The sequence below is a fragment of the Streptomyces sp. NBC_00224 genome (genome assembly GCF_041435195.1).
GTDB lineage: Bacteria > Actinomycetota > Actinomycetes > Streptomycetales > Streptomycetaceae > Streptomyces.
Window position 1 is genome coordinate 6,095,398 of record NZ_CP108106.1, and the last position, 12,876, is coordinate 6,108,273.

Annotated in this window: 11 protein-coding genes; 6 read left to right on the forward strand and 5 right to left on the reverse strand. The window is 73.0% G+C overall.

All coding sequences use genetic code 11. From position 1 onward, the window contains the following. Positions 1 to 143 precede the first annotated feature (143 nt). The 5 genes from OG965_RS27345 to OG965_RS27365 are packed head-to-tail and all read left to right on the forward strand — an operon-like array spanning position 144 to position 5,586. Positions 144 to 2,789, forward strand: a complete 2,646-nt coding sequence (locus OG965_RS27345; RefSeq protein WP_371654701.1) for a nitrate- and nitrite sensing domain-containing protein — start codon at positions 144 to 146, stop codon at positions 2,787 to 2,789. Beyond that, positions 2,786 to 3,271, forward strand: a complete 486-nt coding sequence (locus OG965_RS27350) for a roadblock/LC7 domain-containing protein (protein WP_371654702.1) — start codon at positions 2,786 to 2,788, stop codon at positions 3,269 to 3,271. The genes OG965_RS27345 and OG965_RS27350 overlap by 4 nt, the downstream gene beginning before the upstream one ends. Continuing rightward, positions 3,268 to 3,666: a DUF742 domain-containing protein gene (locus tag OG965_RS27355; protein ID WP_371654703.1), complete on the forward strand. Its 399-nt coding sequence runs from the start codon at positions 3,268 to 3,270 to the stop codon at positions 3,664 to 3,666. The genes OG965_RS27350 and OG965_RS27355 overlap by 4 nt, the downstream gene beginning before the upstream one ends. Beyond that, a complete protein-coding gene (locus OG965_RS27360; protein ID WP_371654704.1) occupies positions 3,647 to 4,282 on the forward strand; it encodes an ATP/GTP-binding protein in 636 nt (211 codons plus the stop codon). Before OG965_RS27355 ends, OG965_RS27360 begins: the two co-directional genes overlap by 20 nt. Before the next feature lie 59 nt (positions 4,283 to 4,341). Beyond that, positions 4,342 to 5,586 carry a styrene monooxygenase/indole monooxygenase family protein gene (locus tag OG965_RS27365; RefSeq protein WP_371654705.1) on the forward strand — a complete coding sequence of 415 codons (1,245 nt, stop codon included), beginning with the start codon at positions 4,342 to 4,344 and terminating at the stop codon, positions 5,584 to 5,586. 213 nt (positions 5,587 to 5,799) lie between these two features. On the opposite strand, the gene OG965_RS27370 is transcribed toward OG965_RS27365, so the two are convergent. The 5 genes from OG965_RS27370 to OG965_RS27390 form a co-directional block, all read right to left on the reverse strand. After that, positions 5,800 to 6,942 carry an NlpC/P60 family protein gene (locus tag OG965_RS27370; protein WP_371654706.1) on the reverse strand — a complete coding sequence of 381 codons (1,143 nt, stop codon included), beginning with the start codon at positions 6,940 to 6,942 and terminating at the stop codon, positions 5,800 to 5,802. 146 nt (positions 6,943 to 7,088) lie between these two features. Next, positions 7,089 to 9,392: a PQQ-binding-like beta-propeller repeat protein gene (locus OG965_RS27375; RefSeq protein ID WP_371654707.1), complete on the reverse strand. Its 2,304-nt coding sequence runs from the start codon at positions 9,390 to 9,392 to the stop codon at positions 7,089 to 7,091. A gap of 71 nt (positions 9,393 to 9,463) precedes the next feature. Then, positions 9,464 to 9,733 carry a hypothetical protein gene (locus OG965_RS27380; RefSeq protein ID WP_371654708.1) on the reverse strand — a complete coding sequence of 90 codons (270 nt, stop codon included), beginning with the start codon at positions 9,731 to 9,733 and terminating at the stop codon, positions 9,464 to 9,466. 37 nt (positions 9,734 to 9,770) lie between these two features. After that, complete coding sequence (locus tag OG965_RS27385; protein ID WP_371654709.1) at positions 9,771 to 10,496, reverse strand: TetR/AcrR family transcriptional regulator; 726 nt, start codon at positions 10,494 to 10,496, stop codon at positions 9,771 to 9,773. Positions 10,497 to 10,602: 106 nt separating this feature from the next. Next, positions 10,603 to 11,532: a diiron oxygenase gene (locus OG965_RS27390; protein ID WP_371654710.1), complete on the reverse strand. Its 930-nt coding sequence runs from the start codon at positions 11,530 to 11,532 to the stop codon at positions 10,603 to 10,605. Between the two features lie 215 nt (positions 11,533 to 11,747). Between OG965_RS27390 and OG965_RS27395 the strand changes: the two genes are divergently transcribed. Beyond that, the gene (locus tag OG965_RS27395) at positions 11,748 to 12,854 is read left to right on the forward strand and encodes a ferritin-like domain-containing protein (RefSeq protein WP_371654711.1); all 1,107 of its coding nucleotides are present in this window, start codon (positions 11,748 to 11,750) and stop codon (positions 12,852 to 12,854) included. Positions 12,855 to 12,876 lie beyond the last annotated feature (22 nt).

Here is a 12,876-nt window from a genome sequence, read left to right on the forward strand (position 1 = left end):
TGGATGTTGCATGCCTCCTTCCCAAAACCACTGGAATGGTCGGAAGCCGTCAGGGGTGGGAACGCGTCGCACACGACGCAAGAGACGCATGACCGGTCGTCACCCCGGCTTCATGGGTGGACGAATCAAGATTGAGAGCACCGGTGCAGAACAAGCGGCCTCGGGGCAAGGGCGGCGAGAGCGTCAAGGGCGCCGCGGACACCGCGGGCGCCGCGCGCACCGTGCGCGTACGGACCCGGCTGGTCACCTCGGTCGCCGTGGTCTCGCTCACCGTCCTGGGGGCGGGCGCCCCCGCGCTGCTCACCGCCTCCTCGGACCTCAACGAGTCCCAGAGCCTGGTCACCCTGGCCGAGCTGAACCAGCAGGCCGTCACCCTGGCCCACGCCCTCGCCGACGAACGCGACGACGTCACCGCGTACATCGCGGGCGGCCGCGACCCGCGCAAGGACGCCGGGCTCAAGGACCGCGCCACCCGCGTCGACCGGCGCATCGACGAGATCCGAGCCACCGCGCCCGCGGCCCTCGGCCGCGACCTGGCCACCGTCCCCTCGCTGCGCCGCACCGCCCTCACCGGCAAGGGCACCGCCCTGGAGGCGCACCGCACGTACTCCGACGTGATCACCAAGCTGCTCGGCCTCGCCGACGAACTGGCCGACAGGACGCCCCCGCGCGCCGCCGAGGCCACCCGCGCCCCGGGCGACCTCGGCCGCGCCGTCGAACAGGCCTCCGCCACCCGGGGCCTGCTGGTCGCCGCGCTCTCGGTGCCGCAGAAGCCCGCCACCACGGTCTACGACCCGATCACCGGCCGGTACGTACAGAAGGACGCGGGCGACGGCGAAGAGGGGCGCACCCGGGACGCGTTGAGCGCCGCCGGGCAGCAGACGCGGGTGCGCGAGCAGTCCGCGCTCGCCGACTTCGACCAGGAGGCCTCCGCCGCCGCGCGCGAGAAGCTCTCCACCAACGTGACCGGCCCGGACGTGGCCGCCGCCGAGCGCTATCTCACCCGCCTCACCGACCAGCCCCAACTCAGTGCGGCCGACCGCAAGTTGGGCGCGGACAAGGTCGCCGCCGCGCTCACCGCGCGGATCGACCGGATGCGCGGCACCGAGTCGGCGCTCGCCACGGCCGAGGTGAAGCGGTTCGAGGCACTGCGCGACGACGACGTGACCGGACTTGAGCTGCGGGTCGCACTCGTCGGCGCGCTGCTGCTGCTCGCCGTCGGTGTCTCGTCCGCCAGCGCCCGCAGTCTGACCCGGCCGCTCGCCGTGCTGCGGCGCGGCGCGGCCCGGCTCGCGACGGCCCCCGAGACGGAGGAGCCGGTCCGCTTCACCGGCCGCAACGACGAGTTCGCCCAGGCCGTACGGTCGCTCAACGCGCTCCACGACCGGCTGCGCGAACACGCGGCCCGCGCCGACGCCCTCGGCGCGGAGCTCGACGAGGCCCGCGAGGGCCAGACCGCTCTCGCCGTCGAACGGGCCGAACTGGCCGACTCCGTACGGGAGTTGACCGCCCAGTTGGAGCGGGCGCGCGGCACCGTGCAGCACACCTTCGTCAACCTCGGGCTGCGCAGCCTCGGCCTGGTCGAGCGCCAGCTCGGCATCATCGAGGGCCTGGAGGAGCGCGAGCAGGACCCGGACCAGCTCGCCACGCTCTTCAAGCTCGACCACATGGCCACGGTCATCCGCCGCCACGGCGAGAACCTGCTGGTCCTCGCGGGCGCCGAGCACCACCACAACCACCCCGGCCCGGTCCCGCTCGTCGATGTGCTGCGGGCCGCCGTCAGCGAGATCGAGCGGTACGAGCGGGTCGTCATCCAGGCCCTCCCGCCGCACGCCCAGGTGGCCGGGTTCGCCGCCGACGACCTCAGCCACCTGGTCGCCGAGCTGCTGGAGAACGCCACCTCGTTCTCGCCGCCGGACGCCCAGGTCCAGCTCTCCGGCTGGCAGCTGGAGAGCGGCGAGGTCATGCTCTCGGTCGAGGACGAGGGCATCGGCGTGGCCCCGGCCCGCCGCACCGAGCTCAACATGCGACTGGCGGACCCGTCCACGTACGAGCCGGGGGAGCCCGGCACCGAGACCGGGGGGCTCGGGCTGCACGTCGCCGCGCTGCTCGCCCGCCGTCACGGGGTGCGGATCGAACTGCGCGAGCAGAAGCAGGGCGGTCTCGCGGCCGTGGTCGTACTGCCCGAGCCGATCCTGCCGAAGACGCCCCCGGCCGACCCGCCGCACGTGGTCCCGATGCAGGGCGACGCGCCGCGCTTCACGCTGCCGGGCGCGCTGGCGGAGGCCAACTCCAACGTGCTGCCCGAGCGGGCGGAGCGCACGGCGGAGATCCCGCTCCCGATTCCGGCCCAGACCCAGACCCCTGCCCCGGCTCCTGCCCCGGCTCCGACTCCTGTCCCGGCCGAGGCGGACACGCACGAGCGGGTCGACGAGCCGACGTTCGAGATGCGGCTCCCGACGCCGGAGACGGCCGTCGAGGCGGCGGAACCCGAGCCGCGCCCCACCGTCCCCGCGCAGCGCGTCACCGACAAGGGGCTGCCCAAGCGCACCCCGAAGGTGGTCAAGGCGGGCTCCACCGCCCCCGCCGCACACAAGGGCGGCGCGGAGGTCGCCGACGCGCTCCGGCGGCGGCTCGGCGGGTTCCAGCAGGGCGCCCTGGAAGGCCGCAGGCACGCCGAGACCGAGATCCAGGACGCACAGAGCGAAGTACAGAACGACACGCACGGCGAAGAGAAGAAGGCACAGAGGCCACAGACGGGGGAGACAGTCGAGGAGGCACGCAGTTGACTGCGACCGGCACCGGCACGTTCGGACTGAGCAGCGAAGCCCGCAATCTGCACTGGCTGTTGCGGAACCTGGTCGAGGAGGTGCCGGGGCTGCGGTCGGTCGCGGTCGTCTCCTCGGACGGTCTGCTGCTGCTCTCGTCCGACCCGGACCAGCGGCAGACCCGTACGGCGCCCCGCCCCGAGGGGCCGCGCGGCTCCAGCGCCGACCTCGCCACCATCGTCTCCGGCATCGCCAGCCTCACCCACGGCGCCGCGCGGCTCATGGACGGCGGCGGCGTCAAGCAGACCGTGGTCGCGATGGAGGAGGGCAGCGTCTTCGTCATGGCGATCAGCGACGGCTCGCTGCTCGGCGTGCACGCGACCCCGGACTGCGACGTGAGCGTCGTCGCGTACCACATGGCCCTCTTCGTCGGCCGGGCCGGACACGTGCTCACCCCCGAACTCCGCAGCGAGCTGCGCCAGTCGATGGAGGCCGTCCAGTGACCTCGTCCGCCCCCAAGCTGCCGATACGCGGTGCCGGCGGCAAACCCGCGCGGGTCCGCCCGTACTCGCTCACGGGCGGTCGCACCCGCTTCGGCCACGTCCTCCTCGTGGAGACGTTCGTGGCGGCCATCGAGGCGCCCGAGGAGCGCAAGGCGCTGGGCGGATCGCCGCTGCGGATGATGCCGGAGATGCGGGCGATCGTGGAGATCTGCCGGGCGATGCGTACGGTCGCGGAGATCTCGGCGCTGCTGAGAATGCCGCTGGGGGTCGTCCGGGTGCTGCTCAGCGACCTGGCCGACCAGGGAAGGATCCGTGTGTACGGGACCGGGCACGGCCCCGGGCGGCCCGACCGCGCGCTGCTCGAAAGGGTCATGAGTGGACTCCGCCGCCTCTGAACTCCTGGCGCCCGAAGCCGTCGAGGCCGTCGAGGAGGAGCTGCGGCCCTGGCAGCAGGACCGCACGAGGGCCCCCATCGCGACGAAGGTGGTGGTGGCGGGCGGCTTCGGCGTAGGAAAAACGACGTTCGTGTCCTCCGTCTCGGAGATCACCCCGCTCCAGACGGAGGCGGTGATGACCCAGGCGAGCGAGGGCACGGACGATCTCTCGTCGACCCCGGAGAAGACCACCACGACGGTGGCCATGGACTTCGGCCGCATCACGCTCGACGACGACCTCGTCCTGTATGTGTTCGGCACGCCCGGACAGCAGCGGTTCTGGTTCATGTGGGACGACATCGTGCGCGGGGCGATCGGCGCGGTGGTGCTCGCCGACACCAGGCGGCTGTCCGACTGCTTCCCGGCGCTCGACTACTTCGAGAGCTGCGGCCTGCCGTACATCGTGGCGGTCAACCACTTCGAGGGCACCGAGTCGTTCGAGCCCGAGGACGTCCGGGAGGCGCTGACGGTGCCGCCGCACATCCCTGTGGTGATCATGGACGCGCGCGACAAGATCACGGTGATCGAGTCGCTGCTCGCCCTGGTGGCGCACGCGCTGGAAGAGCTGCCGGAGTAGCGCGGTACTCGCTCGTTTTGTTTGCTCACGTATCTGCTGACGTATCGGAGAACACTCGCATGCGGAGAATCCTGATAGTCGGGGCCGGTCAGTCCGGGCTCCAGCTGGCCCTCGGACTCCAGTCGAAGGGGTACGAGGTCACCCTGATGTCCAACCGCACGGCCGACGAGATCCGCTCCGGGCGGGTCATGTCGACGCAGTGCATGTTCCACACGGCGCTCCAGCACGAACGGGACCTGGGCCTGAACTTCTGGGAGTCCCAGGCCCCGCGCATCGAGGGCGTGGGCGTCTCGGTGGCAGGCCCCGACGCGTCCCGCCCGGTCGACTGGGTCGGCCGCCTGGACGGCTACGCGCAGTCGGTCGACCAGCGGGTCAAGATGGCGGGCTGGATGGAGACGTTCGCCCAGCGCGGCGGCCAGCTGGTCATCCACGGGGCGGCGGTCTCGGACCTGGACTTCTTCGCGCGGACGTACGACCTGGTGCTGGTGTCGGCGGGCAAGGGCGAGCTGGTGTCCATGTTCGGCCGCGACGCCTCGCGCTCCCCGTACGCGGAGCCGCAGCGGGCGCTGGCGGTGTCGTACGTGCACGGGCTCGGCCCGCGCCCCGAGCACCCGGACTTCGACGCGGTCCGCTGCAACCTGGTGCCCGGGGTGGGCGAGCTCTTCGTGATGCCGACGCTCACGACGTCGGGCCGGGCGGACATCCTCTTCTGGGAGGGCATCCCCGGCGGCCCGCTGGACGCGTTCCGTGGCGTCACGGACCCGGGCGAGCACCTGTCCCTGACCCTGGAGCTGATGGAGCGCTTCACGCCCTGGGAGTACGCGCGGGCGACCAAGGTCGAACTGACGGACGCCGGGGGCACGTTGGCGGGCCGGTACGCCCCCACGGTCCGCAACCCCGTCGGCCGGCTGCCCGGCGGCGGCCTGGTCCTGGGCGTGGCGGACGTGGTCGTCGCCAACGACCCGATCACCGGCCAGGGCTCCAACTCGGCGTCCAAGTGCGCGGCGTCGTACCTGTCGTCGATCGTGGAGCACGGGGACGGCGTGTTCGACGAGGCGTGGATGCGTTCGGCCTTCGACCGGTACTGGGACACGGCGCGGCACGTGGTGAAGTGGACGAACGCGATGCTGGGGGTGCCGCCGGAGCACGTCCTCAACCTGATCGGCGCGGCCACCGAACTCCAGCCGGTCGCCGACCGCTTCGCGAACGGTTTCGACGACCCGTCGGACTTCGAGAACTTCTTCTTCGAGGAGGGGAAGGCGGGGGCGTACTTGGCGGAGGTGGCGTCAGCCCAGGCGGCGTAGGACCCCCACCCCGGGCAGGGCCTGCGGCCCCTCCACCCGCTTCGTTCGTCTGCGGACCGTCGTTGGTTGCTCGCGCAGTTCCCCGCGCCCCTTGAATGCGCCCCTTCGGGGCGCCCAGTAGGGGCGCGGGGAACTGCGCGACCAGCCCACCACGGTCCGCAGACTGAGCACCCGGCCGCCCGCCCAGGGCTTTAGGGAACGGGCGGGGTGGGGCTAATCCCCCGGAGGGGCATCCGACCCGTAGCCCTCGTCCGAGTCCGCCCCCACCCCCGCCGCCCCCACCGGCAACCTCGGCGGCCGATAGGACCGCAGCGCCCCCACCCCCGGATCGGGCCGGACCGCGCCCAGGAGGGGGTTCGACGCGATCGGGGAGACCTTGATCCGGGTGCCGGGGCGCGGAGCCTGGACCACCAGACCGTCGCCCAGGTACATGGCCACATGCGTCGCCGTCGGGTAGTACACCACCAGGTCCCCGGGCCGCAGCGACCGGAGCGGGACGCGCGGCAGCGACGCCCACTGCTCCTGGCTGGTGCGCGGAATCGCCCGCCCCGCATGCGCCCACGCCTGCGAGGTCAACCCCGAGCAGTCGTACGACCCCGGCCCCTCCGCCCCCCACACATACGGCTTGCCGAGCTGTCCGACCGCGTACCGCAGCGCCTGCTCGCCCTCCTCCGACGGCGCCCGCACCCCGCTCAGCGCCCCCGTGGCCAGCAGATCCCGCTGTGCCTTCGCCATGCCGTCCCGCTCCAGGCGGGCCAGCTCGACGAGTTGGTCCTCGCTCAGCGACGCCAGCAGGCCCTCCACGTCCTTCAGCCGGTTCCGTACCTCGTCCCGCGCCCGCCGCTGGCGCGCGGCCAGCAGGGCCTGCTCGTCCAGCGCCTTGCGCGCCGCCCGCGCGAGACCGTCCGCCTGCTTCTCCGTCCGCGCGAGCCGGGCGACGGACGCCCGGCGCTCGTCGGTCGCCCGCCGCATGAGGTGCCCCTGGTCGAGTGCCCCCTGCGGGTCCCTGGCCAGCAACAGCTGCATGTACGTGGAGAGTTCGCTGCGGCCCTGGTACTGCTCCCGGGCCAGTCGGCCAGCCGCCTGCCGGCTCTCCGCCAGCGCGACCCGCGCCTTCGTCAGCCCGGCCGCGACCTTCTTCTCTTCCGCCTTGCGCCGCTTCAGCTGCTCCTCGGCCGCGTTGTACGCCTCGGACGCCTCCTCGGCCTGCCGGTACAGCGTCTGCATCTGCGTCAGCAGACCGGTCACCGAACTCTCCGGTGGAGTGGGTGCGGCCTGCGCCGTGGGGACGGCCGACACGAGCGCCGCCGCGACGGCCGCCGCCGTGCACACTGAACGCAACGATCTGTCTGACACGTGCTCACCTCCGGTCGGATGGTGGCACGGTGGTCCGGGCCGCGGCCCGCCGAGTCGGGTGAATGGTGCGGATCCGTCCCCCGTACGGCCGTACTCCGGTGCGGGCGCTTGCTCCCGCACCCGTCCTGTGCGTACGGGGAGTCCGGCTATCGCACCGGCAGCGCGTACAGCGTTGCCCCGTGCCACACCACCGCCGTGTCCGCGCCCGCCGCCACCGCCCGATAGGTGCCCCGGTCCGCCGACTGCTCCTTGCTGCCCGCGTCCTGGAACTTCCACAGCCGCTCGCCGCTCGCCGCGTCCAGCGCCGTCACCTGGAACGGGTCGAGGGCCAGGACCGTACTGCCGGACGCGCTCGCCACCGTGCGGGTCTCCACCGGGGCGTTCGGCGCCAGGTCCGTCGAGCCGACCCACCTCTCCCGGCCGTCCGCCGCGGCGACCGCCGCCACCTTGGTGGTGGTGTCGGGGGCGTACACAACTCCCTTGCTCAGCACGGGGGTTCCGTACGACCCCGCGCCCTTGCCCCGCTGCCAGCGCAGCTTCGTCGTCTCCAGGTCGAACGCCTGGAGGCCGCCGCCCGCCGTGGTCAGCAGTGTGCCGTCGGGCGACAGCACCGCCCCGTCGGTGGGCAGCACCGCCCCGTACGACCGCGCCCACAGGTCCTTGCCCGTCTTCGGGTCGACCGCGAAGAACTGCGCGAGCACCTGCTTGGCGCCCTTCGGCGGGCTCGGGGCGGGGCGCCGCGCGATCAGTCGGCCGTTTACGGCGGTCGCCCACTCGAACGTCTCGCCCCGGCCGAGCGGGCGGCGCCACAGCGTGGTGCGGGTCGCGATGTCGTACGCGTACAGCGCGGTGTCCTTGCCGACCGTGGCCGTGAACCACACCGTCGTGCCGTCGTGCGCGCGCACCTGGGGGGTGCCCATGCCGGGCGCGAGCTGTGCGTACGCCACCTTCTGGCGGATCGCACCGTCCGCCACCGCGAACCAGGTGAAGTCGGTGGGGCCGACGCCGAACGCCACCGCCGCGTCCGGGCCCGCCGGCTGGAGCTGGGCGAGACCGGCCAGCTCGGGGCGGGTCCACAGCTGCTTGCCGGTGCGCAGGTCGACGCCGGTGGGCGCGGCGCCGGGCACGACCAGGACCGCGCCCTGCACCAGCGGGGTGCCGAGGAGCTTGCCACCCGGTACCGCGTAGCCCCAGCGGGCGGCCGGGGGCGCGCCGGGCACCGGCTGCGGGCGGGCGGCGGGCTTGCTGTCGGCGGCGGGGGCCTTGCCGTCCCCGTCGTCCCCGTCGAACGCCAGCACCCCGGCCGCGCCGACCGCGAGCCCGGCCACCGCGGCGAGCCCGGCGGTCAACAGCCCCCGCCGGTCGGCGGCGAGCCGGGAGAGGGCCTTGGGGGCGGGGCGGGCCGTGTCGGGAGCCCGTTCCGGTTGTACGGGAAGGGGCTGCGGCGACGGCCAGGCGGGCTGCGGGGGAGCGGCGGCGGCCGGGTGCCCGTTGAGCCCCGGCGCGGGGAGCGGGAGCGGAGCGGCGGGCTCCGGTACTCGGTCCGCCACCACCGCGCCCGGCAACTCCTGGGCCTGCGTGGCCCGTTCGGCGATCGCGGCCGTCACGCGCGGCGGCAGCCACCCCGCGCCCGGTGCCGGGGCCGCCCCGCCGGGGAGCAGCTCGGCGGCCACCTCGGCCGGAGCCGGGCGCGCCCCGGGCGCCTTGGCCAGACAGCGGCCGAGCAGGGGGCGCAGGGCGGCCGGGACCGGGGTGAGGTCCGGGACCGAGTGCGCGATGCGGTGGGCGGCCGCGTCGGCCGGGCCGGAGTCGAACGGGCCCGCGCCCCCGGCCGCGTACGCGAGGAGCATGCCCAGCATGAAGACGTCGGCGGCCGGGCCGGGCTTCTCCCCGGCGACCTGTTCCGGCGTCAGATAGCCGACGGTCACGCCGAGCCGCCCGCCCTCCCCGGCGCTCGCCGCGCTGGCGCCGCCGAGCACGCCGAAGGCGGTGACCAGCGGCCCGTCGGCGGTGAGCAGTACGACGTCGGGGCCCAGGCCCTGGAAGGCCTCGCCGGTCACCGCGTGCGCGCGCTCCAGGGTGGCGGCGAGCGCCGCGCCCAGGGTGCGCACGGCCCGCTCGGGCAGCGGTCCGGCCAGCGCCACCGCCTCGGCGAGGGTGAGCGCTGCCGTGAACGGGGTGGCCAGCCACGGCAGCCACTCCTCGGGGCCGGTGGCGAGCACCGGCGGCACCCAGGGCCCGGCCAGCCGCTCGGCCGCCTGCGCCTCGGCGCGGAAACGGCTGCGGAAGGCGGGCAGCGCGGCCAGGTCGGGGCGGGCGGCGGTGACGGAGACCCCGCGCCCGTCCGCCCCGTGGGCGAGATAGACCCGGGCGGTGCCGGTCTCGCGCAGCCTGGCCCGCATCCGGTACGGACCGAGCTCGCGCGGTTCCTCGGCGGTCAGCGCCTCCATGGTCAACTCCCCCTGCGGCACGGCGTGGACCAGCGAGCTTATCGCGCCCCACCGGCACCGTGAGCGCGCACCTACGCCGGGGGCTTCGGCTTGCTCCAGGGCCAGCGGCGCGGCTCGCGGCCCTCGGGGGCGTAGGTGTACTTCCAGCCGCGCGGCAGCCCGAGCCGCTTGCTGTGCCCGGCGGGTTCGAGACGGTAGGCGTGGACGGCCGGCGGACCGCCGTCGGCGTCTGGCACCGGGATCTCGTACCACTGGGGAGGCTTGCCCGTGGGGCCGATCAGTACGGGCAGGACGCGCCCGTCGAGGGGCCCGCCCACAAAGAGGGTGTTCTCGCTCTGCACGCCTCAAGTGTCACACCGGCGGTCCGCGTCGCGCGCGTCACAGCAGGTGGGTGGCTTCGGAGAGGACCGGGATCACCCGGCGGGCGAGGAGTCCGGCCGGGCCTTCGGCCGACTCCAGGGCCAGTGCGGCCCGGACCGCGGCGGCCGTCTGCGGGTCGGTGGCGGCGGTCGCGGTGAACAGGGCCACCAGGTGGTCGACGAGCCAGTCGCGCAGCTCCGGCAGCGGCGGCTGCTTCTCCTCGTCGAGCCAGATCAGGGAGGCTGCCTCGACCGCCGCGATCCAGGTGCGCACCATCATCCGCAGCCGTGCACCCGGGCTCTCCACCCCCAGGTGGAGGAGGATCTGCTCGGCGGCGGCCCGGCGCACCTCGTCGACTATCGCGGTCGTCCGGGAGGTCTCGGCGACGCTGCCGCCCTGGAGCAGGGCGGAGAACCCGGCGTCGTGCTCGTCGACGAACGCGAGGTAGCGGTCCAGGGCGTGGGTCAGGCGCTGGGTGAGCGGGCCGCTCTGGGCCTGGGCGAAGCAGAGTTCGAGCTCGTCGGCGGCCGAGCGCAGCGCCGCCTCGTACAGCTGCTGCTTGCCGCCGGGGAAGTAGCGGTAGACCAGCGGGCGCGAGACCCCGGCCGCCTCGGCGACGTCGTCGAGCGAGACGTCTTCCGGTGCCCGGTGCGCGAAGAGCGACAGCGCGGCGTCGAGGAGCTGGGTGCGGCGCTCCTCGACGCTGAGCCTGCGGTACGCGGGGGTGGCGGCCGGTGAGGTCATACGGGCAGCGTAATCCCCGGGTCGGTGCTTCAGACCGGTGCTCGCGTGCGGTTGGCCGGGAGGGGCGGGCCCGGCGAAGGGCTCGGTGAAGGGCACGCGGGGCGCGTCAGGCCAGCAGCCCCGAGCTCTGCCACAGCCGGCGGCCCACGCCGCGCAGCACGCCTATGTCGTCGAGGAAGTCGGTGAGCCGCTTGGCGCCGTTCTGCATGACCTCGCGGCGGTGGCCGCTGGCCTTCACCTGGGCGACGGCCTCCCGGCGGTCCAGGCCCACGTTCTCGTACACCTGTGGGTTGACGAAGCAGGTGGAGAAGACGCGGGCCGCCTCGCCGCAGCTGACCCTGGTCAGCTCCCGCTCCCAGGCGGGCGCGGTGACCATCTGGCGCCGCAACTCCTCGCGGGCGTAACGGACATGGCGGGCCTCCTCGACCACGTGGATGCGGGTGACGCCGCGCATCAGGGTCTGCACCCGGTCGTCCGGGAAGGTCAGCCGCTGCATCCAGTCGAGGATCTCCTCGCCGAGCAGGGTGGCCGCGAAGGAGCCGGGGGTGGTGGAGACGGTCTTCAGGACGCGCGCGAGGTTGTGGTAGAGCCGGGGGACCGGGTAGGTGGGCGATCCGGCCTTCTCGATCATGCGGGCGAACATCATCGAGTGGCGGCACTCGTCGGCGATCTCGGTGAGCGCGTAGCGGACGTGGTTGCTGGTGACGGGCTTGTCGTAGATGTGTCGCACGAGCAGCTGCATCAGGATGATCTCGAACCAGATGCCCAGCGAGCCGAGCGAGGCGGCCTCGTGGCGGGACAGCTCCTGGCGCTGTTCCTCGGACATCTTGCGCCACATCGGGGTGTCGTAGAGGGAGAGCAGCTCGGGGGGCCAGAACCACTTGCCGTCCTCCAGCGGCGCGTCCCAGTCCAGTTCCTTGTCGGGGTCGAAGGAGTGCTTGGCGGACGACGCGAGGAGCCGCTCGGCGACCTCCTCGCGGTCCCGGAGCAGTCCGAGCGCGTCGCGGAGCACTTCGCTTGTCGTCACGGTCGTCATCGGTGGGGCACCTCGGTGAGAGTCGGCCTCGAAGGGGGTTACCGGCGGTCAAGTCTTATGAGACTGCTTGTCAGCAAGCGCGTCAATCCCTTCGGCCCGACTTGTTGACCCGGCGTCTACCAACGTGTGAGCCTGCCAATGAACCAGCGTGTAACGGTCAGTCAGGAAGTTCAGCGAGGCGAATCCGGCAGTTCCGCGAGACGAAGGAGCCGCACGTGTCGACGCACGACCTGTATGTGAACGGCCCACAAGACCCCCTCTGGGAGGTCCCGGCCTCGGGAGCGGCCCGCTTCAGCTGGGACTATGACGACGGACGCGAGCGACTTCTCGCCCTCTACCAGAAGGGCAAGGACAAGCAGTGGGACAGCGCCAAACGGATCGACTGGGACATCGAGGTCGACCCGTACGACCCGCTGGGGACGCCCGACGAGTCGCTGACCCTGTACGGGACGCGCCACTGGGCCAAGATGACCGAGAAGGACAAGGGCGAGCTGCGCAGGCACTACGCCTCCTGGCAGTTCAGCCAGTTCCTCCACGGCGAGCAGGGCGCGATGGTGTGCGCGGCGCGGATCGTGGAGTCGGTACCGGACCTGGACGCGAAGTTCTACTCCGCCACCCAGACCATGGACGAGGCCCGGCACGCCGAGATCTACGGCCGGTTGCTGCACGAGAAGATCGGGATGCTCTACCCGGTCAACGACAACCTCCAGGGGCTGCTCGGCGACACCCTGCGCGACTCGCGCTGGGACATGCCCTACCTCGGGATGCAGGTCCTCATCGAGGGCCTCGCGCTCGCCGCGTTCGGCATGATCCGCGACACCACCGACAAGCCGCTGCCCAAACAGATCCTGGCGTACGTGATGCAGGACGAGGCCCGGCATGTGGCGTTCGGGCGGATGGCCCTGCGCGACTACTACAAGCAGCTCAGCGACGCGGAGCTGCGCGAGCGCGAGGAATTCGTCATCGAGGGCTGCTACTTGATGCGCGACCGGCTGCGCGGGGTCGAGGTCCTGGAGAACTTCGGCATCTCCAAGGCGGAGGCCGAGGAGTTCTCGGAGCAGAACGAGTTCCTGCACCTGTTCCGCAAGCTGCTGTTCAGCCGCATCGTCCCCTGCGTCAAGGACATCGGCCTGTGGGGCAAGCGCCTCCAGCAGGCGTACGTGGACATGGGCGTCCTCGAACTCGGCGACTCCAACCTCGACCTGCTGATGGCCGAGGACGAGGAGATCGCGGAGCAACTGGACCGAGACCGGTTCGCCCTGGAGGAGACGGCCCGGGTCGCGGAGGTGGCGGAGATGATCACGGAGGGCGCGGCGGGCTGACCGCGACGTCCTCGGAGGCGGC